This window comes from Ruegeria sp. CDSA079 (genome assembly GCF_059612245.1).
In genome coordinates, this window is record NZ_JBXWQF010000004.1 from 185,879 (window position 1) to 206,606 (window position 20,728).

17 protein-coding genes are annotated in these 20,728 nt (G+C 57.4%); 5 read left to right on the forward strand and 12 right to left on the reverse strand.

Translation table 11 applies throughout. From position 1 onward, the window contains the following. Positions 1-6: 6 nt before the first annotated feature. From AC2FJZ_RS06015 to AC2FJZ_RS06035, 5 genes are all read right to left on the reverse strand, one after another. Positions 7-2,424, reverse strand: a complete 2,418-nt coding sequence (locus AC2FJZ_RS06015; RefSeq protein ID WP_496776520.1) for a GcvT family protein — start codon at positions 2,422-2,424, stop codon at positions 7-9. Positions 2,425-2,520: 96 nt separating this feature from the next. Continuing rightward, positions 2,521-3,825, reverse strand: coding sequence for an HlyC/CorC family transporter (locus AC2FJZ_RS06020; RefSeq protein ID WP_496672539.1), 1,305 nt, complete (start codon positions 3,823-3,825; stop codon positions 2,521-2,523). 62 nt (positions 3,826-3,887) lie between these two features. Next, complete coding sequence (locus tag AC2FJZ_RS06025) at positions 3,888-4,844, reverse strand: site-specific tyrosine recombinase XerD (protein ID WP_496776521.1); 957 nt, start codon at positions 4,842-4,844, stop codon at positions 3,888-3,890. Positions 4,845-4,846: 2 nt separating this feature from the next. Continuing rightward, complete coding sequence (locus tag AC2FJZ_RS06030) at positions 4,847-6,367, reverse strand: hypothetical protein (protein WP_496776523.1); 1,521 nt, start codon at positions 6,365-6,367, stop codon at positions 4,847-4,849. After that, on the reverse strand, positions 6,357-6,506 hold the full coding sequence (locus AC2FJZ_RS06035) for a hypothetical protein (protein WP_172677872.1): 150 nt from the start codon (positions 6,504-6,506) through the stop codon (positions 6,357-6,359). Before AC2FJZ_RS06035 ends, AC2FJZ_RS06030 begins: the two co-directional genes overlap by 11 nt. Before the next feature lie 79 nt (positions 6,507-6,585). Here AC2FJZ_RS06035 and AC2FJZ_RS06040 point away from each other — a divergent pair, with 79 nt between their 5' ends. Continuing rightward, entirely contained in the window at positions 6,586-7,173 is a 588-nt protein-coding gene (locus AC2FJZ_RS06040; protein ID WP_496776525.1) for a shikimate kinase, read from the forward strand. After that, positions 7,173-8,285, forward strand: a complete 1,113-nt coding sequence (gene aroB, locus AC2FJZ_RS06045; RefSeq protein ID WP_496776527.1) for a 3-dehydroquinate synthase — start codon at positions 7,173-7,175, stop codon at positions 8,283-8,285. Before AC2FJZ_RS06040 ends, aroB begins: the two co-directional genes overlap by 1 nt. A 9-nt stretch (positions 8,286-8,294) precedes the next feature. On the opposite strand, the gene AC2FJZ_RS06050 is transcribed toward aroB, so the two are convergent. Continuing rightward, positions 8,295-9,365, reverse strand: coding sequence for a site-2 protease family protein (locus tag AC2FJZ_RS06050; protein WP_496776529.1), 1,071 nt, complete (start codon positions 9,363-9,365; stop codon positions 8,295-8,297). An 18-nt stretch (positions 9,366-9,383) separates the two neighbouring features. Next, entirely contained in the window at positions 9,384-9,875 is a 492-nt protein-coding gene (gene ssb, locus AC2FJZ_RS06055) for a single-stranded DNA-binding protein (protein ID WP_050603558.1), read from the reverse strand. A 202-nt stretch (positions 9,876-10,077) separates the two neighbouring features. On the opposite strand from ssb, the gene AC2FJZ_RS06060 reads away from it, so the two are divergent. The 3 genes from AC2FJZ_RS06060 to AC2FJZ_RS06070 all read left to right on the forward strand — a co-directional run bounded on the left by AC2FJZ_RS06060 (position 10,078) and on the right by AC2FJZ_RS06070 (position 12,832). After that, complete coding sequence (locus AC2FJZ_RS06060) at positions 10,078-10,656, forward strand: lytic transglycosylase domain-containing protein (protein ID WP_496776531.1); 579 nt, start codon at positions 10,078-10,080, stop codon at positions 10,654-10,656. A gap of 97 nt (positions 10,657-10,753) precedes the next feature. Then, a complete protein-coding gene (locus AC2FJZ_RS06065) occupies positions 10,754-11,716 on the forward strand; it encodes a LuxR C-terminal-related transcriptional regulator (protein ID WP_496776533.1) in 963 nt (320 codons plus the stop codon). 129 nt (positions 11,717-11,845) lie between these two features. Continuing rightward, the gene (locus tag AC2FJZ_RS06070; RefSeq protein ID WP_496672516.1) at positions 11,846-12,832 is read left to right on the forward strand and encodes an MBL fold metallo-hydrolase; all 987 of its coding nucleotides are present in this window, start codon (positions 11,846-11,848) and stop codon (positions 12,830-12,832) included. 122 nt (positions 12,833-12,954) lie between these two features. Here AC2FJZ_RS06070 and AC2FJZ_RS06075 read toward each other — a convergent pair whose 3' ends face one another. The 5 genes from AC2FJZ_RS06075 to miaA all read right to left on the reverse strand — a co-directional run bounded on the left by AC2FJZ_RS06075 (position 12,955) and on the right by miaA (position 20,710). Continuing rightward, a complete protein-coding gene (locus AC2FJZ_RS06075) occupies positions 12,955-15,042 on the reverse strand; it encodes a dipeptide ABC transporter ATP-binding protein (RefSeq protein WP_050603554.1) in 2,088 nt (695 codons plus the stop codon). 91 nt (positions 15,043-15,133) lie between these two features. After that, positions 15,134-16,597, reverse strand: coding sequence for an ABC transporter permease (locus AC2FJZ_RS06080; RefSeq protein ID WP_050603553.1), 1,464 nt, complete (start codon positions 16,595-16,597; stop codon positions 15,134-15,136). A 15-nt stretch (positions 16,598-16,612) separates the two neighbouring features. Next, positions 16,613-17,659, reverse strand: a complete 1,047-nt coding sequence (locus tag AC2FJZ_RS06085; RefSeq protein WP_496672510.1) for an ABC transporter permease — start codon at positions 17,657-17,659, stop codon at positions 16,613-16,615. A gap of 136 nt (positions 17,660-17,795) precedes the next feature. Next, complete coding sequence (locus AC2FJZ_RS06090) at positions 17,796-19,460, reverse strand: ABC transporter substrate-binding protein (protein WP_050603551.1); 1,665 nt, start codon at positions 19,458-19,460, stop codon at positions 17,796-17,798. 356 nt (positions 19,461-19,816) lie between these two features. Then, the gene (miaA, locus tag AC2FJZ_RS06095; protein WP_496776535.1) at positions 19,817-20,710 is read right to left on the reverse strand and encodes a tRNA (adenosine(37)-N6)-dimethylallyltransferase MiaA; all 894 of its coding nucleotides are present in this window, start codon (positions 20,708-20,710) and stop codon (positions 19,817-19,819) included. Positions 20,711-20,728: the final 18 nt, after the last annotated feature.

The window sequence follows — 20,728 nt, forward strand, 5'->3', positions numbered from 1 at the left end:
GCGCTGTCATCCCCTCATGCGTGTGCCGTCCGGGTCAAACAAAGGTGTCGAGAGTACTTTTGCCTTGCGCATCTGCCCAAGGATTTCGATTTCAACCTCAAGCCCTTCGGATACGCGATCAGAAGGCAAGAAGCCCATCGCAATGGAATTTTGCGCGAAGTGAGAATACCCGCCCGATGTACAAAAACCGACCACAGCGCCGTCCAGCCAGATCGGCTCGTAGGCGTTGACGTCCGCATCGTCTGCATCGACCTCAAAGGCCACCAATGTACGGTCGGTCCCTTCAGCGCGTTCCGCCTCAGCAGCGGCGCGGCCGATGAAATCACTGTTCTTGCGGAATGAGATGAAGCGGTCCAACCCGGTTTCCGCAGCAGTGTAGTCAGGCGAGAACTCCCGCATCCACGAGCCGAAAAACTTGTCCAGCCTCAGGCTCATCATTGCGCGCATCCCAAAAGGAACCATGCCATGCGCTTGCCCGGCTTCCCACAGGGTCCACCAGAGTTGCCGTTGGGCCATCGGGTCGCAGTAGATTTCGTACCCAAGATCGCCGGTATAGCTTACCCTTTGAACGATACAGTCGGTCATGCCAACTGTCATGCGGCGGACATCGAGAAACTGGAAGTCGCTCAGATCATCCCGTGTACAGGCGGCCAGCACTTGCGTAGCCTTGGGGCCTGCAATCTGAAACCCGTTCAACCGGTCACTGATGTTATCGACGGATACGCCGTCCTGTGCATTTTGCAGGAACCAGCGCATGTGGAACGCCTGGCTGCCATATGAGGCCGTCAGTTGAAATTCGGTTTCGCTCAGGCAGGATACGGTGAAATCGCCGATCAGCTTGCCTTTGGGCGACAACATCGGTGTCAGAGACAGGCGTCCCGGTTTCGGGATACGTCCGGCCATGATCCGATCCAGCCAATCCCGCGCAGCTGGTCCGGTGATCCGGTACTTTCCGAAGTTGTGGACCTCGTTGATACCCACGTTCTCGCGCACGGCCCGCACTTCGCGCCCTGTCGCATCGAACGCGTCGGACCGCCGGAACGAAGGGGTCTCGTACCCGGGCTCATCGCCTTGGGCAAAGTAGTTGGCGACCTCCAGCCCGTATTGTTGGCCCCAGACGGCGCCCAGATCACTGAAGATGTCATACATCGGTGTTGTGCGATTTGGACGCGCGGCGGGCAGTTCCTCGTTTGGATAGGCGACACTGAAACGTTTCTGATAATTCTCGATCACTTTGGGACGGGTATAGCCGGGGCTGATCCAATCCCCGAACCGGGCCACGTCCATGGCAAAGACATCACGTTCGGGCTCACCCTCGATCATCCATTGCGCCAACGTCAGGCCAACACCGCCGCCCTGGCTGAACCCGGCCATAACACCGCAAGCCGACCAATAGTTGCGCATTCCTGGCACCGGCCCGACCAGAGGGTTTCCGTCGGGCGCAAAAGTGAAAGGCCCGTGGATCACTGACTTCACGCCAGCTTCGGCCAGAACAGGGAAGCGTTTATAGGCGAACTCGATACTGTCGGTGATCTTGTCATAGTCATCGGGCAGGAGTTCATGGCCGAACTCCCAAGGCGTACCGTCTACCGCCCAGGGTTTGCAGGGTTGTTCGTAGAAGCCGATGCAAAGGCCGCGCCCTTCCTGCCGGAGATAGCTTTCACCTGCCGGGTCCATCACATGAGGATGCTCGCCACCGGCGTCGATGATCGCTTCAATCTGAGGGATCGAGTCCGTGACCAGATATTGGTGCTCCATCGGATGCAGAGGGAAATAGACACCGGCCATCGCGCCCACCTCACGCGCCCAAAGACCACCTGCATTCACGATATGCTCGGCGTGAATGGTGCCCTTGTCGGTGATCACATCCCAAGACCCGTCCGGGCGTTGGTTGGTTTCACGCACCATGCAATGGGTTTCGATTGTTGCTCCGCCCATGCGGGCTGCTTTGGCATAGGCATGTGTGGTGCCCGAGGGGTCAAGATGTCCGTCCAGCGGATCATAGAGCGCGCCGATGATGCCGTCCGTATTGGTGATCGGGGCAATCTTCTTGATCTCGTCCGGCCCGACGATTTCAGTCTCCAGCCCCATGAAACGGTGCTTGGCACGCTCGGCCAGCAGCATGTCAAAACGGTCCTGATTGTCGGCCAGGGTCACGCCGCCTACATGGTGCAACCCGCAGGACATGCCGGTGATCTCTTCCAGCTCTTTATACAGCCGAATGGTATAGCCTTGAAGGGCCGCCATGTTTGTGTCGCCATTCAGCGTGTGAAACCCACCCGCCGCGTGCCAGGTTGACCCGCTGGTCAGTTCGGAACGTTCCAGCAGCATCACATCCGACCAGCCCAGCTTGGTCAGGTGATACAGAACCGAGCATCCGACGACACCCCCACCAATGACGGCCACTTGGCATGTGTTTTTCATCTGCACCTCCCACTGTTTGTGGGACGGTGCAAAGCAAAGATGCCAGGTGCTGTCAATTACGCGACAGAAGGTGTCGTTTTTGCTATCTGGTCCGGTTTAAAGCGGCCGAACTTTCAGGCCTGTGATGCGATTCCCATCGCGGGCCGTTACCTCGAACCGGAAGCCGTGGAAGGAAAACACCTGACCCACGATCGGGATCATTTGCGCCTCGTGTATGACCAGACCGGCAAGGGTGTTGGCCTCTTCATCCGGCAGTGACCAATCCAGCGCCCGGTTTGCGTCGCGGATGGTCATTGCGCCTTCGACAAGGTACTGACCATCTTCGGTCCTGGTGACGGGCACCTCTTCGTCGATGTCAAATTCATCGGCGATTTCGCCCACGATCTCTTCCAGAATGTCTTCCAGGGTAATCAGGCCGCGCAGCGAACCGTATTCGTCGACCACAAGTGCAAAATGGCTGTGCATTCGCAGGAATTCCCGCATCTGGTCGTCCAGAGTGGTGGTTTCGGGCACAAAATAGGGGTCATTGGCTACCTTGCCGATGTCAAAGCTGGCCAGACGGTCGGTGCCGCCGCGACCGCCGGCTTGCGCATACATGGCGCGAAACAGGTCTTTGGCGTGAACCACCCCGACGATGTTTTCCGGCTCATCGCGAAAAACAGGCAGTCGCGTGTGCGGACTTTGCAGACACTGCTTCAGGATTGCTTCGGCGGCGGCGTTGGCGTCGATCATCTCGATGTTCGAGCGGTGCAACATGATTTCTTCCACCGTCCGTTCACCCAGATCCAGTGCACCCAAGATGCGATCACGATCTTCTTTTTCGACCACACCTTCGGAATGGCCAAGCTGCAGGGCTCCGGCGATTTCTTCGCGCACGGCCAAGATGTTGCTGTCGGGGTCGATCCGCACGCCAAAGAGGCGTAGGACACCGCGCACCAGCAGACGCACCGCGGCCACGATGGGGGAAAACACCGTCACAATCACGCTGATGATTGGCGCTACCGCAGCTGCAGCCTTTTCAGAATTGGTAATCGCATAGGTCTTGGGCAACACTTCGGCAAAGATCAACACCAGCAAGGTCATGACCAGCGTCGCCAGGGCTACGCCGCTTTCGCCGAACAAGCGCGTGAACAACGCAGTCGCCAGCGAGGCCGCCAGGATGTTGACCAGGTTGTTACCCAGAAGAACCGATCCGATCAGACGTTCATTATCATCGGTAATCTCAAGCGCCTTTTTTGCCCCGCGTGATCCTTTGTCGGCTTGCGCCCTGAGCTTTCCACGAGAAGAGGCCGTAAGCGCCGTTTCCGAGCCCGAGAAGAAGCCGGACAAGACAAGCAAAAATAGGATCGCGCCAGAGGTAAACCAGAATGCGCTGTCGATCAGAGAGGGTGAGGGTTCCATTGGTCCTTGAGATTTAGAGTTCTGCATCCGTTATGGGGATACGGTCCCACCGGATCAAGGGCTTAGCCCTCGTCTTTCTTGGCGTCCTTGCTCAGCGGGTGATGCTGCAACACCAGTTCCGCAAGGCGCTCATCCAGAACATGGGTGTAGATCTCGGTCGTGGCGATGTCAGCATGACCCAACAAGGTTTGGATCGAACGCAGATCAGCGCCGTTCGCCAGAAGATGCGTGGCAAAGGCATGGCGTAATGTGTGCGGCGTGACTTTTTCAGGCGAAACACCGCCTTGCACGGCCAGTTCCTTGACCAGCAGAAAGAACCTGTGCCGCGTCAGGTGGCCCGATTTTCCGCGCGACGGGAACAGAAAGCGTGAACGTTGGCCGCCTTTCTCTACGGTCTGATCCTCGGCTTCATCCCGCACGGTCAGCCAAGCTGCCAATGCCTCTCGTGCGGGTGGGGACAGGGGCACCATTCGTTCCTTGCCACCTTTGCCCAGTACCAGCAGCATACGCGGATCGCCACGCGCCGAGGAAGCGGGCAGGGACACAAGCTCGGTCACGCGCATTCCAGTGGCGTAAAGAAGCTCCATCATGCAGGTGTTGCGCAACCGATCCGCTTTGGTGCGCCCGGTTTGCCGGGCGGCTTCAAGCAAGCGATCCACCTCGGGGACATCCAACGTCTTGGGAAGACGTTTCTGTCGCCCCGGACCTTTGATCTGAATGGCGGGGTTCACTTCGCGCCAGCCTTCTTCGAAGGCAAATCGATAGAGTTGCTTGATGGCCGACAAGCGTCGTGCACGGGTGGAGCGGGACAAGCCCTGCGCATCGCAATCGATCAGATAGGCTTCAATCTGATCGCGTTCGGCGTGTTCAAATCCCGTGGCCCTGTGGTCCATCCACGCGGCAAGGTCTTTCAGATCACGCCCATAAGCCAGCAACGTGTTTGTCGCTGCTCCAAGCTCTGCCGCCTGCGCTTGCAGAAAAGTCGAAATCCAAAGCTCGTTGGTTGCCGGACCGCCCATGATCACCGCTCTTGCAGGATCAAAAGCGTTAGGGCGGCGCGGCGGGCCGTGTCCTCCAACCCCACCTTTCGGAAGGTTGCGATAGCGCCGGTCAGATCGACCAGATTGCCGCGTGCGCCATGGGCAAACATTTGCATCGCTTCCAAAATGGCCTCGCCCAGCTGACCGTTGGCCAACAGCGCGTCGATGTCGCTGGGCACAGGCGCCGACCATTCAAATCCTTGCGCGATGGCATCTGCCCGGGGTGAGGGGGATACAGCCCGTCCGGGATCGCCTTGCGCAAGCGCTGCAAGGAACAATGTGTCGGTCGAGTTGTCGGGCGTAACAAGGGCTGCACGTTCATACATCTCGGACAACATGAGGATGCGCCAGCGCAGGATTTCAGTGGCGGTCACTGGCAAGGTAACTTGCGATAGGCGCTCTGCGAAGAGTTCCGCAAAGGGAACTTCAAGGCCCACGCCACGCATCTGTTGCCAGACAATGGGCAGTGTCTTTCCGATGGCCTCGGCATTGCCCGTGTTCAGTGCGCTTTCAAATTGTTGGATGGCCGAGACACGATCCCAGACCGCGCCGGATGCGGCAGGATCACGTTCGGTGTAAAGGCCCAAGAGCTGATTTGGTGTTAATGCACCGATCCGTGTCAACCGTTCGGCAGCTTCGATCTGGGCCTTCCAACCCGCGACGTCCCGCAAATCTGCGTTGGCAAAGGCGCGCGGCAGAGGGGCGGACGGCAGGCGTTCCCCGATGGCTTCGAATAGCCGGAAACTCAGCGGGTCGGGGTCTTCAGGCTGCGGCAGATAGGCTGCACCTTCATAAAGCTCGGGGCTCAGAAAACGGTCCAGTACTGCAAGGTCTTCGGGCGACAGAAGTTCCAGCGCGTGCGCGGCTTCAAGTGTCAGCGCCGCAGACGCCCAATCCCCGCGACGCGCTTTGCAGAATATCTGCGCTGCATAGTTCTGCGACAGATGAGGTTGTGCAATCAGGGCAGTGCAACTTCGATCTTCGTCCCCGGTCAACAGTGTCGCGTCGAACCAGCGTTGAAAACGCTCTTGCGTGTCAGTTGGACCGGCCAATTGCACGAGTGATTGTACAGGGTCTGCTGCGCCCAGCTGCATCAGTCGATCCAGGCGGGCCAATAGCAGAACCTCCTGCGCATCTGGCCCGGACGGGGCGCGGGATTCTGACAAGAGCAACGTGAACAGCAAACGCTGCATGGCGGGATTGTCACGAACGGGTATCTTGGAAATCAGTTCTGCCAGACGGCTGGGATCACTGCTTTGCCAAAGGTCGATCGGCAGGCCCGTGACGGTGGACGACACAAGACCCAGCGGCTGTGACAACGCCTCAAGCGAAGTCACCTCGATGTCCGGCAAGGCACCGTTTTGAGCCACAGGTGGCTCCAGCAGAACGGTTCCGGGTAGGTTTTCAGGCGGATTCGACAGCCAATCGATGGCCGACAAAGGGGCCTGCGCCTGTGCCGACCCTGCTAGAAAGACGACAAAAAGCGCCTGTTTAGTCGACATCCAGCACGACCGGTTCGCGGATTTCACTTTGGGGTGCTGAAAAATCCGCGCCAAAGAAAGGACCCACATAGGCATAAGCCACCAGCCCAATGAACCCAAGGCAAAGAACATATATCAGAAACTTGATTAGACGGCCCATGGCTTTACGCTGCCTCAATTTTTGATTTTGGCCAAGTTATAACTGGCATTTTTCCTAAGATCACGTCATTCACGTTGAAATGAGCGAAATTAAGCATAACACCCACATTTCGGACGCACAGGGCAGGTTTGAACTGCACAAAACCGTGGTTCTGGTGGGGATGATGGGCGCTGGTAAGACCGCTGTGGGCCGCGCCCTGGCGGCGCGCCTTGGCGTTCCGTTTCTGGACAGCGATGCCGAGATCGAATCAGCCGCCAACATGACCATCCCGGAAATCTTCAAACGTGATGGCGAACCTTTCTTTCGCGTGAAGGAAGCGCAGGTTATCGAACGCTTGCTGGAAGAGAAGAATGGTATCTTGTCAACCGGTGGTGGGGCGTTTCTGCAACCGGACAACCGCCGAACGATCAGCCAGCAGGGGGCCTCGGTATGGCTTCGGGCTGACCTGAACGTGTTGTGGAACCGGGTGCGCCGCAAGGATACGCGCCCGTTGCTTCGAACCGCTGATCCTTATGCAACGTTAAAGGCCCTCTACGAGGCGCGCGTGCCGGTTTACGCCGAGGCGGATTTGACGGTCGAGTCCGATGGCGATACCTCGATCGAGAATATGGTGGACCGGGTGGTCGTCGCTTTGCTGGCGCGCCCCGATGTTTTGGAACAGAAGTAATGCATCAAACAGTACACGTGGATCTGGGCGACCGTTCGTATGATGTTGAGATCGGGCCGGATCTTCTGGCGCGGGCGGGTGAGTGGATTTCCCCGCTGTTGTCGCGCCCCAAGGTGGCCGTCCTGACCGATGAAAACGTGGCTGACCTGCATCTGGACGCACTTCGCGCAGGGCTCAACGCTGCAGGGGTCGAGATGACAGCGCTGGCGTTGCCCGCCGGCGAAGCCACCAAAAGCTGGCCACATTTCGAACGCGCGGTTGAATGGCTGCTGGCAGAGAAAGTCGAACGTCGGGATGTGGTCGTGGCGTTGGGTGGTGGGGTCATTGGCGACCTTGCAGGTTTTGCTGCGGCTGTTCTGCGCCGCGGGGTCCGGTTTGTGCAGATCCCCACATCGCTTCTGGCGCAGGTCGACAGCTCGGTCGGGGGAAAAACAGGGATCAATGCGCCTCAGGGCAAGAACCTGATTGGGGCGTTCCATCAACCCTCGCTGGTACTGGCTGACACGTCAGTTCTTGGGACTATGACCCAGAGGGATTTTCTGTCGGGCTATGGCGAGGTCGTGAAATACGGTCTACTGGGCGACGCGGATTTCTTTGAGTGGCTTGAGGAAAACGGACCAAACGTGTCCGCCGGAGAGATGGCGGCGCGCGTGCGGGCTGTCACGCGTTCTGTGCAGATGAAAGCCGATATCGTGGCGCGGGATGAAACCGAACAAGGCGATCGTGCCTTGTTGAATCTGGGGCACACGTTCTGCCACGCGCTTGAGGCGGCGACGGGTTATTCTGACCGATTGCTGCATGGTGAAGGCGTCGCCATCGGCTGTGCGCTTGCGTTTGAACTGTCCTCGCGTCTCGGGTTGTGTTCACAAGAAGACCCAAGCCGGGTGCGGGCGCATCTGCGGGCCATGGGGATGAAGATTGATCTTGCTGATATTCCAGGGGATCTTCCAAGTGCCCAAGCGCTGGTGGACCTTATGGGGCAGGACAAGAAGGTTGTGGATGGGCAGTTGCGGTTCATTCTCGCGCGCGGCATCGGTCAGGCTTTTGTGACCTCTGATGTACCAAAGGATGCGGTTCTGTCGGTCTTGTCAGACGCTTTGGCAATGGCGTGATCCGGGGCCCTAGCGGCCCTGTATCACCATCAGTTCGCCGATGTTTTCGCGGGTGATATAGCCTACCATGCGCCCGCCATGGGTGGTAACTGCGATGGCTGGTGCGCCTTTGTGCAGGTGTTCCAACACCTCCTCAAGCCCGGTGGTCAGCGAGACCGAAGGGATATCGGCATCCATCACCGAAAGCGCAGCGGTTGATCTGGGTTGATCGCTGGCCAGAGCTGCGAACAAGCGATTCCGGGTCACAAAACCCAGAAGGGCACGATCAGAGGCCAGAACCGGAAACTCGTGCTGTGTCGTATGAATGACGGCTTGCGCTGCTGTGCTCAGCGTGTCGTTGGGGGACAGAGCGTGAAATTCGGTGATCATCGCATCCCGGGCCAATACGCGGCGCGCGGCGGACCGCAATGCAACATCCTGACTTTCTGCGTTGGCGGCAATGAACACAAACACCGCGATCAGGACAAGAATGGGGTTTGCCGAACTGAGCCCAAGGAAACCAAGCCCGACGGCGACGATCTGGCCGCCTATCGCCGCCACTCGGGTGGCTTTGACCCTGTCCATGCGCAGGCACAGAAGGGCACGGAACACCCGTCCCCCGTCCATGGGAAAGGCGGGGATCATATTGAACGCGGCCAGCAGCAAGTTGATATAGGCCAGCCTGTCCAATAACCCGGTTCCAGGCGAGTCGATCTGAGCAAAGGATTCAAAGGGCGTCCCAGCGCCAAGGACAACGAGTACGATCCAGATGACGATGTTCACCGCAGGACCCGCAAGCGCGACGTAAACCTCCTGCATCGGTTTTTCCGGCATGCGTTCCAGCCGGGCCAGCCCGCCGATGGGCAGCAGAGTTATGTCAGGGGTTTTGATGCCATAGCGCCGAGCCATGAGAGCATGGCCAAATTCATGCGCAACGACGCAGGCAAATAGCGCAAGCACAAATATGAGGTTGTCGATGGCGGCTGGCAGACCACCTGCGGAATAGGCTGCAAAGCCGACCCAGGCCAACAGCAGAAAGAAGGTGACATGGACCCTCAGTTCGGACCCGAGTAACCGGCCGAGAGAGAAGGACCATGTCATGTCATGTCTCCGTATTGATTAGAACGGAATCTCGTCGTCGTCGATTCCGCCCGATGCCGGCGCCGGAGAGCTGGACGGACCGCTGTAAGGGTCTCCGTATCCGCCGCCACCGGCCTGACCACCGCCATAACCACCGCCGCTGCCGCCACCGCCTTCACCGCGCGCATCCAGCATCACAAGGGTAGAGCCAAAGCCCTGCAATACAACTTCGGTGGAATAGCGGTCCTGGCCTGACTGATCTTGCCACTTGCGGGTCTGTAATTGCCCTTCGAGATAGACCTTCGACCCTTTGCGCAGGTATTGCTCTGCTACTCGGACCAGACCTTCGTTGAAGATGGCGATCGAGTGCCATTCCGTGCGTTCGCGGCGCTCACCCGTGTTGCGATCTTTCCAGTTCTCTGACGTGGCAATGCGCAGATTGCAGACCTTGCCGCCATTCTGGAATGTCCGCACTTCGGGATCACGACCCAGATTTCCGACCAGAATGACCTTGTTGACTGAACCCGCCATGTTATTCCTCGTTCTGTTCTGACGTAAATGCGCCGAATCTGGCGCAATGAGTTTGCGTGACCCTATACGGCCTGCATCGTGGTTGAAAACAGTTGATACAACACTGTTGAACAAGAGTCTTACTGTAGTCTTTACCAAGCTTTCATTTTTTGCGGGAATACCTATACTCCGATTGGTTTCTTATCGAGCAGGATAGGCATTGATGCGTTCTTGGGTTGCTGGGTTTTCTGTTGTCTGCCTTGTGCTGGCTGTCGCGCCTGCGCAGGCGCAAACTTTGTCCACCAAAAGCCGCAAGGATATTTTTCTGAAGCAATCCAAGGTACTGGATTCGCGCGCAGCAACGCAGTATCGCGATTCCGCACGACTGAAGCCCAAGGCATCCAGCGCGCAAACCAGCAAGCGATATACCGGGAAGTATCGTGGCCAATATCTGGACTTGGCAAAGCAGGCGGCCCAGCTTCACAATATCCCCGAAGATCTGTTCCTGCGGCTTGTGCAGCAGGAAAGCGGATGGAACCCACAGGCGAAGTCTCACAAAGGCGCGCTGGGATTGGCGCAGCTGATGCCTCAGACGGCCGAACTGCTGGGGGTTAATCCGCACGATCCTAAGCAAAACCTGGAAGGCGGGGCCAGATATCTGTCCTGGCAGTATCGCAAGTTCAAATCGTGGCCGCTGGCGCTGGCCGCTTACAATGCAGGTCCCAAAGCGGTCGAAAAGCATGGTGGCATCCCGCCCTACAAGGAAACCCAGAACTACGTGAAGGTCATCTGGGGCGGGTAAGCCCGGATGCTGCGACGCAGAGCGTCCAATTCTTGATTCCATGCGACTTGTCCAACTAACCTGAAAGGGTACCACCTAGAAACTGGTGAGGCCCATCATGCCTGTCGACCACCCTCAAATTCCCAAAGAAACACTGGCCAACTGGCAGCAGCTAGTAGATCTGGTGGCCGAGTTGGCAGATGTGCCCGCAAGCCTGATCATGAAAACCGATGCGCCTGACCATGCGGTTCTGATCACCTCGGATCATCCCGAAAATCCCTATCCGGTCGGATTGACTTTCCAGCTGAATCCCAAGCTCTATTGTCAGGGTGTTCTGCAACGGGATGGAGAGCTGGTGGTTGAGGATGCCGCCTGTGATCCGGTCTGGTCCGATAATGACGATCTGGAACACGAGATGACGTTTTACATCGGTCTGCCTTTGAAATGGCCTGATGGATCGGTGTTCGGAACAATCTGCGTTCTGGATCGCAAGCAAAACCGTCGGGCTTTGCTGTTCCGCGACGGGCTGACGCAGTTTGCGCGCATGGTCGAGTCGGATTTGGCTTTGTTGCAAGAGGTTTATCTGCGCCGCGCTTTGGAAGAAAAACTGAATGAAACACTGGCGCAGCTCGAAACGCGTGTCTCGGATCGCACGCGGGAATTGCGGGAAACCAACACAGCGCTGCGCGTGCTGCTGTCCAGTCTGGAAGATGATCGCAAGAGCCGTGACGCGGAAATTGTCGAACAGGTGCGTAGCCGGGTGCTGCCGTATCTGGATAAGGTTCGAGCGCAGTTTGCAGGTGATGAGTCGCAGAGTGTTTACCTCGAACTGGCTGAGAAAAACCTGAACGAGATCACGTCTTCCCTGTCGGACAAACTGACCGATGCATTTGCGGTTATGACCCCGACAGAGATCGAAATCGCGCAGATGGTCATGTTTGGAAAGACAACCAAAGACATCGCCAAGGCCCTGTCGCGAGAGACCTCGACAATCGATTTTCATCGCAACAATATCCGCCGAAAACTGGGTCTTGAAGGGCGCGACCAGAACCTGCGCAGTCATTTACTCTCGATTTCGTGATGCCCGAATATGGGGATTGCCCCCATATTACACCCCTAATTTTCCGGTCTGAGCCAACATGGCTTGGCTTGTTACTCTCTGTGACGAGGTGCGGGCAAACCGCACACGTCCAACAGAGAGGTACACTAAATGGATCGCAAAGATCTGAAACCGACCATCCTGAAGGGGGATAAGGATCATTTGGCTCCGGGGTTGTCTCGTCGGTCGTTCTTCATGGCAGCAGGGGCTGCCGGTGTTGGTGCGACAGCTTCTGTGCTGGGTGTGAAACCGGCTGAGGCGCAGTCTCAGGCCTGGTTGCAGCCGGGGAACAACAACCATGTGATCGACCTGCAGGCGTCGACCGGGCAGGCCAGCACCGGGGCCGTTGGCATCGACTACTACGGTCATTGTGCCATCAAGATCACATCCCCCAACGGAGCAACCGTGTTGTTCGACCCGTGGCGCGATGATCCGTCGGGTGCGTGGGGTCTGTGGTTCCGCAACGAATTCCCTCAGATCCCGGTGGATATCACCCTGTCGACGCATGCGCATTTTGATCACGATGCAATTGAGCGTCCAAGCTCGACGATGGTTCTGGACCGGATGGTCGGTAATTTCGAGTTTGCCGACCTCAAGATCACCGGGTTTGCCGACAAACATGCTTGTGTTGCACCGGGCTGGTATGACTGGACAAACGCGCTCGCCGAGTTCGGGGTGGAAGCCTGCCCGCCGAACAATGTGGGCCACATGGATATGGTGGTCTATCTGGTTGAAACCGGCGGAATCCGCACGCTGATCTGGGGCGACAACCGCCACAACCCGCCACAGGAGTTCTGGGATGAGATCGGACAGGTCGATGTCCTCACCCTTCCGGTGGATGGTTCGGAACATATCCTCAGTTATGACCAGGGCAACGATATCGTGGCCAAACTGAAGCCCAAGGTCATCATTCCCACACATTACCTGAACGAGGTCACGTCTTACACGCTGACCACGCTGCAATCCGCAGATGAATGGGTAAAGGGGCAACAGAGCTACAAGATGCTCGACAGCGCCAGTCTTCAACTTGAAGCCGGAGAGATTTCCGGAATGAACCAGGAGTTCATGCATTTCGGCAACAACGTCATGACCGGCTGAGAACAATACGGGAGCCACCACTCACATACTTACTCCCAAGCGTCGCCTGTCTTCCCCCCAAAATGCGGCGAAAAAAGAAAGGGCCGGTCTGTGACCGGCCCTTTCTGTGTCTGATCTGGCGGTTATTCCGCCGCGACTTTGATCACCGGTTCCATCCGCGCCAGAATGTCTTCGGCCAGGTGACATTTCACCTGATGACCGTCCGCAAGGGTCTGCACCGGCGGAACGTGCGTCTCGCAACGCCCATCCGGCACTTCGGATTTCCAGCGGCAGCGGGTCTGGAACGGGCAGCCCGGCGGCGGGCTCATGGCCGAAGGGATATCGCCATCCAGAACGATATGTTGCTTCTCGACCGAGGTATCCGCAATGGGCACGGCGCTCAGCAGGGCTTCGGTATAGGGGTGATAGGGCGGGGCAAAGACCTGATCCGTGGTGCCCAGTTCGACCACGTGACCCAGATACATCACCATGACTCGGTCACTGAGGTAGCGCACGATGGACAGGTCGTGACTGATGAACAGCAGCGTCGTTTTGTGCTCACGCTGAATCTCCATCAGCAGGTCGGTAACGGCCGCCTGCACCGACACATCCAAGGCCGAGACCGGCTCGTCTGCGACAACGATGCGCGCATCACCGGCAAAGGCGCGGGCAATACCCACACGTTGTTTCTGACCACCGGACAGCTGGCGAGGCATCCGTTCCGCAAAGGCGCGCGGCAGTTTTACAAGATCCAGCAGTTCCAGCATCCGCTTCTTGCGTTCCGCCTCAGAGTTTCCGACGCCGAAAATTTCAAGCGCACGGATGATCTGACGCCCGACAGTCATCGACGGGTTCAGCGTGTCAAACGGGTTCTGGAACACCATCTGAACTTCGCCAACCGTCTTGGCATCCCGTTCTTCAATGGGCACCTGCTCGATATTGCGGTTGTCCAGCAGGATTTGCCCGTCCGTCGCAGTTTCGAGCCCCATTAGAACTTTGGCAAAAGTGGACTTGCCGCAGCCGGATTCACCCACGATGGCCAGCGTCTCGGACTCATGGGCCTCAAAGCTCAGCGTCTCATTGGCCTTTACAACTTTCTTCTCGCCGCCACCGAACAGCGCGTTCGCGGCAACCTCATAGTATTTCTTGAGGTTGTCCATCTTCAGAACAACGCGGCCGATTTCGCCCTTGTCCTTCTGATCCGCCAGCGTAATGGGCGCGTTCCAGTCGATCTCCTGGAACTTCAGACAGCGCGTATGGTGCCTGTCATTCCCAGGCACGGCCTCCATCAAGATGTCTTTCGCGTCGCAGCGACCTTCTTCAAAATAGTCGCAGCGCGGGCCAAAGTTGCAGCCCGGTGGCCGCTCATGGGGCAGGGGGAAATTCCCCGGAATCGCCACCAGCGGACGCGAGTTCTTGTCAGCCCCCGGCAGCGGGATCGAACGGAACAGCGCCTGCGTATAGGGGTGCTGCATCTCGTCGAACACATCCTTGATCGAGCCACGCTCGACCGCCTCACCGGAATACATGACACAAAGCCGGTCACAGGTTTCCAGGACCAGACCCAGATTGTGCGAGATAAACAGCATAGAAGTGCCGTATTTCTTGCCCAGATCCTTGACCAGTTCGACCACAGCAGCTTCAACAGTCACGTCCAAAGCTGTTGTTGGCTCATCCAGGATCAGCAACGCCGGCTTCGACATCAGCGCCATCGCAATCACGATCCGCTGCTGCTGACCACCAGAAAGCTGATGCGGAAAGGAATTCAGCATTCGCTCGGGGTCCGGCAGGCGAACGTCTGTCACAACTTCCAACGCCCGTGAATATGCTTCTTCCGTGCTGACGCCTTCGTGGATCATCGGCACTTCCATCAGTTGCTTGCCGATCTTCATCGCCGGGTTCAGCGATGCCATCGGCTCCTGATAGATCATCGCGATTTCGTTTCCACGAATGTCACGTAGTTCTTCGGTCGACATTTCCGCCAGATCGCGGCCCTTGAACTTGATCGTTCCGCCTACGACGCGACCGTTCTTGCCAAGGTCTTGCATGACACCCAGCGCCACGGTTGATTTACCGCAGCCGGATTCACCAACCAGCCCCACCGCCTCACCGGGCTGTACGCTGACCGAGAAATCCATCACGGCAGGAATTTCGCGCAGACGGGTGAAAAACGAAATCGACAGCTTGTCGATCTCCAGAATTGGCCCGTCATAATCCGCCATTTTGCTCATCTTGTTCACTCCTCACCAAATGCGGGGATCCCCTTCATCTGGCTGAAAATATCCCGGGGGTCCGGGGGCAGAGCCCCCGGCCTCGATCACGTCAGTCCTTCAGGCTTTCTTCGCGAAGACCGTCCGCCAGCAGGTTCAGACCAAGAACCAGCGACAACAGTGCAAAGGCAGGCGGAAGGGCAGGGTGCAGGTAGATCGACAGAAGCTTGCGCCCCTCGTTGATCGTAGACCCCCAGTCCGGGCTTTCAGGTGGAAGGCCCAGCCCGAAGAAACCCAAGGTTCCCAGCAGGATGGTTGTGTAACCAATGCGCAGACAGAAATCGACGATCAGCGGACCACGGGCGTTGGGCAGGATTTCCCACAGCATGATGTACCAGGGACCCTCGCCACGGGTTTGCGCCGCCGCGACGTAGTCACGGGTTTTGATGTCCAATGCCAGCCCACGCACGATACGGAAGACCGTGGGCGAGTTCACAAAGACCACCGAAACGAAGACCACCAGAATGCCGCCGGGGATATCGAACAGGTCCAAGTAAGTCGGCAGACCCCAGATCCGATAGGCTTCGGTATTGATGATGTAGCCATCGGTCGAGATCAGCGACAAATACAGCCAGATCGCCACGCCCAGAACACCGATCAGCAGCGGTGTGCGGAAATTCGGGCGTGTGTAATAGCGCGAATTTAGCAGTACTCCGATGAACAGGATCGGGAACACGAATAGCACAGCCGCCATATAGTTGGGCACCCCGGTCGCCACGATTTCCGGTGTCACCAGCAGATAGAACAGCAAGATCACAGGGAAGGCGAGGATCAGGTTCGCGAGGAACGACAGGAATGTGTCCAGACGACCTCCGTAGTATCCGGCAGGCAAGCCCAAAGTGATGCCGACCATGAAGGCGAACATCGTCGCCAATGGGGCGATTTGCACCACGACCCAGGCCCCCTTGATCATCCGGCTAAAGACGTCACGAGCCAGGTTGTCGCCGCCCAGAAGGTACCAGGCGTATTGTCCGTCCTCCAGGTTCGGCAAAGGTGTTCCGGGCACTTTGTTCTTCATGCCAGAGATCTGTACAAGTGGGTCATGGGTAACGATCAGATCAAGCGCGCCGAAGATACCGGTGAAGACCCAAAACATCACAAGGCCAAAACCGATCATGCCAATGGGGCTGTCATACAGTTTGCCGTATAGTCCCAACCGCCGCTTAAAGGCGATGGACATGGCGAACATGATGATCAGCGCGACCCATACCGGCATGAACTGTTGGGAAATTGCCCCAACAATGCCGGCGCTGGTTCCCATCAGGACGCCCAGCACCAGATAGGCCACAGCCAATCCAACACTGGCCAGGAAACTGTAGTTCAGCACAAGTTGGATCAGGCCGCGGACTCCGCCGCTCGAACTGACGGACCCATCCGAATTCACGATAATCTGCTCTTCGGGCAGGAAGATACTGGCAATGGTCCAGATCAAGATCGAAAGGATCAGCACCGCCAGTGCGATCATCAGCAATGGGTTCAGGAAGGCAATAGAGCCGGTCCAAGTAAGTGGTTCCATAATCTCACCCTCCTCTTATGAAATGCGGATGCGTGGGTTGAGGTAAACATAGCCGATATCCGAGATCAGCTGCGTTATCAGAACCACAAAGACCGACACGACCGAGATCGCCAGCAGAAGCTGGATGTCGTTGTTACCCGCCGCCTGAACAAGCGCCCAGCCGAAACCCTTGTAGTTGAACAGGGTTTCAACGATCACCACGCCATTCAGCAGCCATGGGAACTGCAGCATGATGACGGTAAACGGCGCGATCAGTGCGTTGCGTAGCGCGTGCTTCATGACGATGTTCGGGAATGACACACCCTTCAGGCGTGCGGTTCGGATGTACTGCGCCGTCATCACCTCGGTCATCGAGGCGCGGGTCATGCGGGCGATATAGCCCATACCATATAGCGCAATGGTCAGAACCGGCAGGAAGAAGTTCTCGAATGTCGGGTTCTCCATCGCTTGTGTCGCGGTTCCTTTGAACCACTTCAATCCAACAGTGGATGAGGTGAAAATGGCGATGAAGATAACGCCGGAAACGTACTCCGGTGTTGCCGTCGTGATGATCGAGAATGTGGACAGAGACCGATCCAGTGCCGATCCCTCGCGCATCCCGGCCAGAACGCCAACGATCAGCGCGGATGGCACCATCAGGACCAGAACCCAGAACATCAGGTAGCCCGTGTTGCCCAGTCGCTTGCTAACAATGGTTCCGACTTCGTCCTTGAATACGGTCGAGTATCCCCAATCGCCCTGAAGAACACCGCAGTATCTAGCCGTGTCCTCTGCCGTTGAGCCGGGTCTTGTGCACGTACCCACAAACTGGCCATCGTCCAGTGTTTTCTGGAAGCCGGGCATCACGCCCAGCCATTGGCCGTATTTTACAAGTGTGGGCTGAAGATAACCGCGATTGTCCAACCAGGCTTCGACTTGCTCGTCTGACATCCGCTGGTTGCCCTGCGTTTTCGCAAGCTTTTCAAGGTTCGGGTATAGGTTGGTCAGGAAAAAGACGACGAATGTCAGACATAATGCTGTAAGCAGCATGACTCCGAACCGTCGTAGGATGAATAGTCCCATGTTGGCCCCTGTTGTTCAGGTATTCCGCAGATCATTGGACCATTTTCTGGCCTCGGACGTCCGACCCCGCGTCGGCAAGTCTGCGGCTGGAAAGGGGCGCCCGTATCAGGCGCCCCTTGTGGGTCTTTGACAGAGCTTAGGCAGCCCAGCCCCACTTGTAGTGGTGGTGTTCGAAGGTCACGTGCATGTCGGTGCCGACAAGACCCTCTTTCATGTGACGATAGAGCGAACGCCAATAGGGCTGAATTGTGACCCCATCTTCCTGCAGCAGTGCTTCGCCACGTGCCATGACTTCGCGACGCGCGTCCGCGTCAGCAATGGCAAGCGCCTCTTCCAGAATGGCGTCAAACTCGGGGCTTGCATAGCCGAACTCGTTCCAGGCTTCACCCGAACGATAGGCAAGCGCCCAGATCTGAACACCCAGCGGGCGTGGGTTCCAGTTGGTCGAGCTGAACGGATATTTCGCCCAGTCGTTCCAGAAGGTGTTGCCCGGCAGAACCGTCCGCTTGACCTTGATTCCGGCATCGCGCAGCTGCGCAGCCACCGCGTCGGTGGTGTTGCGGCGCCAGTCATCGTCGATCGAAATGATCTCGTGTTCGAAGTCACCGAACCCGGCCTCGTCCATCAGCGCCTTGGCAGCTGCGGGGTCGACCTTCTGCGGGGGCAGCTCTGCATATTCCGGGTGCAGCGGAGCCACATGGTGGTTTTCCGCTGGGGCACCACGACCGCCATAGCCCAGTTCCAGACAAACGGCGTTGTCGACTGCCATCTGAATTGCCTGACGGACACGCTTGTCTGCATAAGGCTTCTGACCGTCGAAATCGGCCAGCTGGTTCGGACGAATAACGATGGTTGCGGCAGTCACAACTTCGGACTTCGCATAGCCAAGACCATCCATCACGTCGATGAATTCACCCACCGATTCATAAAGCATGTCGACTTCATCGGATTCCAGCGCTGCCAGCCAGGCGGATGGGTCGGTGCCGTAGTCGATATACTCGATACGATCCAGGGCAGGGCGGCCATACACTTCATCACCCCACCAGGTGTGATCCGGGTTGCGAACCAGAACGGCTTTTACGCCAACCTCAAGTTCATCCATCAGATAAGGGCCGGTACCCACGTTGTTCAGCAAATCAGTCTCGCTGAACGAGCTGTGAACAATCGCGCCGGGATAGTCGGCCATACCCGGGATAAGCGTAATATCAGGCTTGGGCAGGTTCAGCTTGACCGTGGTTGCGTCAACTACTTCGATGACACCATCGCCTGCCTGACCCGAATCCGCGTCGATCAGCGTCGCAAAGCGTCCCGCCATCGAGTTGGTTTCCGAGGTCTTGTCACACCAGCGTGCGATGTTGCGGGCAACGTCGTCGGCGGTGAAGTCATCGCCATTGTTCCACTTGACGCCCGGACGGACATTCAGAGTGTAGACGGTCGCGTCGTCGTTGACTTCCCAGCCTTCCAACAGCATGCCGCGGAATGAACCGTCCGAGTTGTACTCGACCAGATATTCCAGCGTGCCGCGCGTTACGTTCGCGATCTGTGACCAGTCATAGGTTCTGGGGTCTTTGAGGGCGCGCACTTCCTGCTGCACACGCAGCGTGCCGCCTTCTTGCTTTGCCGCCTGGGCCACTGCAGGTGTCGGCAAGCCGATCATGCTGTAAGCCACGGCAGCTGTAACCCCAAGACCGGTTGCGCGCGTCATGAATTCCCGCCGGCTCAGCTTGCCGTCGCGGTATTCCTGAGCGTGCATCTCGGCCGCCCAGTGCACCTTGTCTTCGGTGGATACGTTATTCGTCATGGATGTCTCCCTGTGACATTGATTTTGTTGATTGATTTATGGCTCTACGCGACTTGGTTTCTCACGGTCGCCAGAGTGAAGATTTTTGGTTTTTGGACTCTGTACATCCCCATGTCGTTATTCGGCACCAGATTTTGGCCTAGGTCAATGTTCGAAATCGTCATTCGAAGTACAAAAACGACATTCTCGCGAAGTTGAGGGCGTGGGTCGACCTTATTCAAGCGGCCCAGAAGGGTGCTGAGATCCCCAATTCTTTTCTTCTTTTGTTAAGGCAAACCACAGAGATTCATTAAGTTTTGTTAAGTATTTAAGACTTGTTTACCGTCTCACCCGGATCGATTCGAAAATTTGGGGTATCATCTTGAGAAATCAACGTGATTCCATGTTTTCATTCGCGCCCGAAACCAGGTGCGCTGGCGTTTCGCAAATTGTCGTGTCGAAATCGTCGCTCGCGCGCGCGCTTGGTCCAAAGTCATGGAGCCATTCAGATAGGCCATAAGCTCTGGTACACCGATGGCCTTGCAGGCGGGTAAGGTGAGGTCAAAGCGGTTTTGCATGGCCCGCACTTCCTCGATGGCGCCCCTATCCAGCATCTGGTCAAACCTGCGTTCAATCCGGTCCCAAAGCCACGTCTTGTCGACGTCAAACACAATCGGCACCGTGTCACTCAGGTCCAGAACCGGCGGTGGAGTGTCCGCCTGCCAAGACAAAAGGCTGCGCCCTGTGGCGCGTTGCACTTCCCAAGCACGCTGCACACGAGCCCGGTTGTTTGTGTCCAGCCCCGCCAGCGTTTCATTGTCGACCCCGGCCATAAGCTCTTGATGTGACAGAAGGTCTGCCTCGGCGCGTATGCCCTGTGGTGTGGCGGGAATCTGTGCCATGCCTTCGGTCAGCGCCGTAAAATACAAACCGGTACCGCCCACGATGATCGGGCGCTGATCGCCGGACAGCAAGGGAACCACCTCGCGCAGCCAGTGACCAGCCGAATACTCCTGATCATATGCGATGTGACCATAAAGAAGATGCGGTGCGCGGACTTCCTCTTCAGCGGATGGTCGGGCTGAAATGATCCGCCAGCAATCATAAATCTGGCTGGCGTCCGCGTTGACGATCACTCCGCCGAACCGTTCGGCGATCTCTAGCGCCAGAGCTGATTTTCCCGATGCGGTCGGCCCTGCAATCAGAACCGGTTTGTGGTCGGGGATATTGGGTAACTGTCGAAAAAACTGCTCTGTTGATTGCTGTGCCATATGCGGTTGCCTCGATCC

What these genes read in the sequence shown, in the direction of transcription:
- AC2FJZ_RS06080 (WP_050603553.1), bottom strand. Translation starts at nt 16,597, where the DNA reads ATGGAACCACTTACTTGGACCGGCTCTATTGCCTTCCTGAACCCATTG.
- AC2FJZ_RS06015 (WP_496776520.1), bottom strand. Translation starts at nt 2,424, where the DNA reads ATGAAAAACACATGCCAAGTGGCCGTCATTGGTGGGGGTGTCGTCGGA.
- AC2FJZ_RS06030 (WP_496776523.1), bottom strand. Translation starts at nt 6,367, where the DNA reads ATGTCGACTAAACAGGCGCTTTTTGTCGTCTTTCTAGCAGGGTCGGCA.
- AC2FJZ_RS06065 (WP_496776533.1), top strand. Translation starts at nt 10,754, where the DNA reads ATGCCTGTCGACCACCCTCAAATTCCCAAAGAAACACTGGCCAACTGG.
- AC2FJZ_RS06060 (WP_496776531.1), top strand. Translation starts at nt 10,078, where the DNA reads ATGCGTTCTTGGGTTGCTGGGTTTTCTGTTGTCTGCCTTGTGCTGGCT.
- AC2FJZ_RS06020 (WP_496672539.1), bottom strand. Translation starts at nt 3,825, where the DNA reads ATGGAACCCTCACCCTCTCTGATCGACAGCGCATTCTGGTTTACCTCT.
- AC2FJZ_RS06070 (WP_496672516.1), top strand. Translation starts at nt 11,846, where the DNA reads ATGGATCGCAAAGATCTGAAACCGACCATCCTGAAGGGGGATAAGGAT.
- ssb (WP_050603558.1), bottom strand. Translation starts at nt 9,875, where the DNA reads ATGGCGGGTTCAGTCAACAAGGTCATTCTGGTCGGAAATCTGGGTCGT.
- AC2FJZ_RS06090 (WP_050603551.1), bottom strand. Translation starts at nt 19,460, where the DNA reads ATGACGAATAACGTATCCACCGAAGACAAGGTGCACTGGGCGGCCGAG.
- AC2FJZ_RS06040 (WP_496776525.1), top strand. Translation starts at nt 6,586, where the DNA reads ATGAGCGAAATTAAGCATAACACCCACATTTCGGACGCACAGGGCAGG.
- aroB (WP_496776527.1), top strand. Translation starts at nt 7,173, where the DNA reads ATGCATCAAACAGTACACGTGGATCTGGGCGACCGTTCGTATGATGTT.
- miaA (WP_496776535.1), bottom strand. Translation starts at nt 20,710, where the DNA reads ATGGCACAGCAATCAACAGAGCAGTTTTTTCGACAGTTACCCAATATC.
- AC2FJZ_RS06035 (WP_172677872.1), bottom strand. Translation starts at nt 6,506, where the DNA reads ATGGGCCGTCTAATCAAGTTTCTGATATATGTTCTTTGCCTTGGGTTC.
- AC2FJZ_RS06085 (WP_496672510.1), bottom strand. Translation starts at nt 17,659, where the DNA reads ATGGGACTATTCATCCTACGACGGTTCGGAGTCATGCTGCTTACAGCA.
- AC2FJZ_RS06050 (WP_496776529.1), bottom strand. Translation starts at nt 9,365, where the DNA reads ATGACATGGTCCTTCTCTCTCGGCCGGTTACTCGGGTCCGAACTGAGG.
- AC2FJZ_RS06075 (WP_050603554.1), bottom strand. Translation starts at nt 15,042, where the DNA reads ATGAGCAAAATGGCGGATTATGACGGGCCAATTCTGGAGATCGACAAG.
- AC2FJZ_RS06025 (WP_496776521.1), bottom strand. Translation starts at nt 4,844, where the DNA reads ATGGGCGGTCCGGCAACCAACGAGCTTTGGATTTCGACTTTTCTGCAA.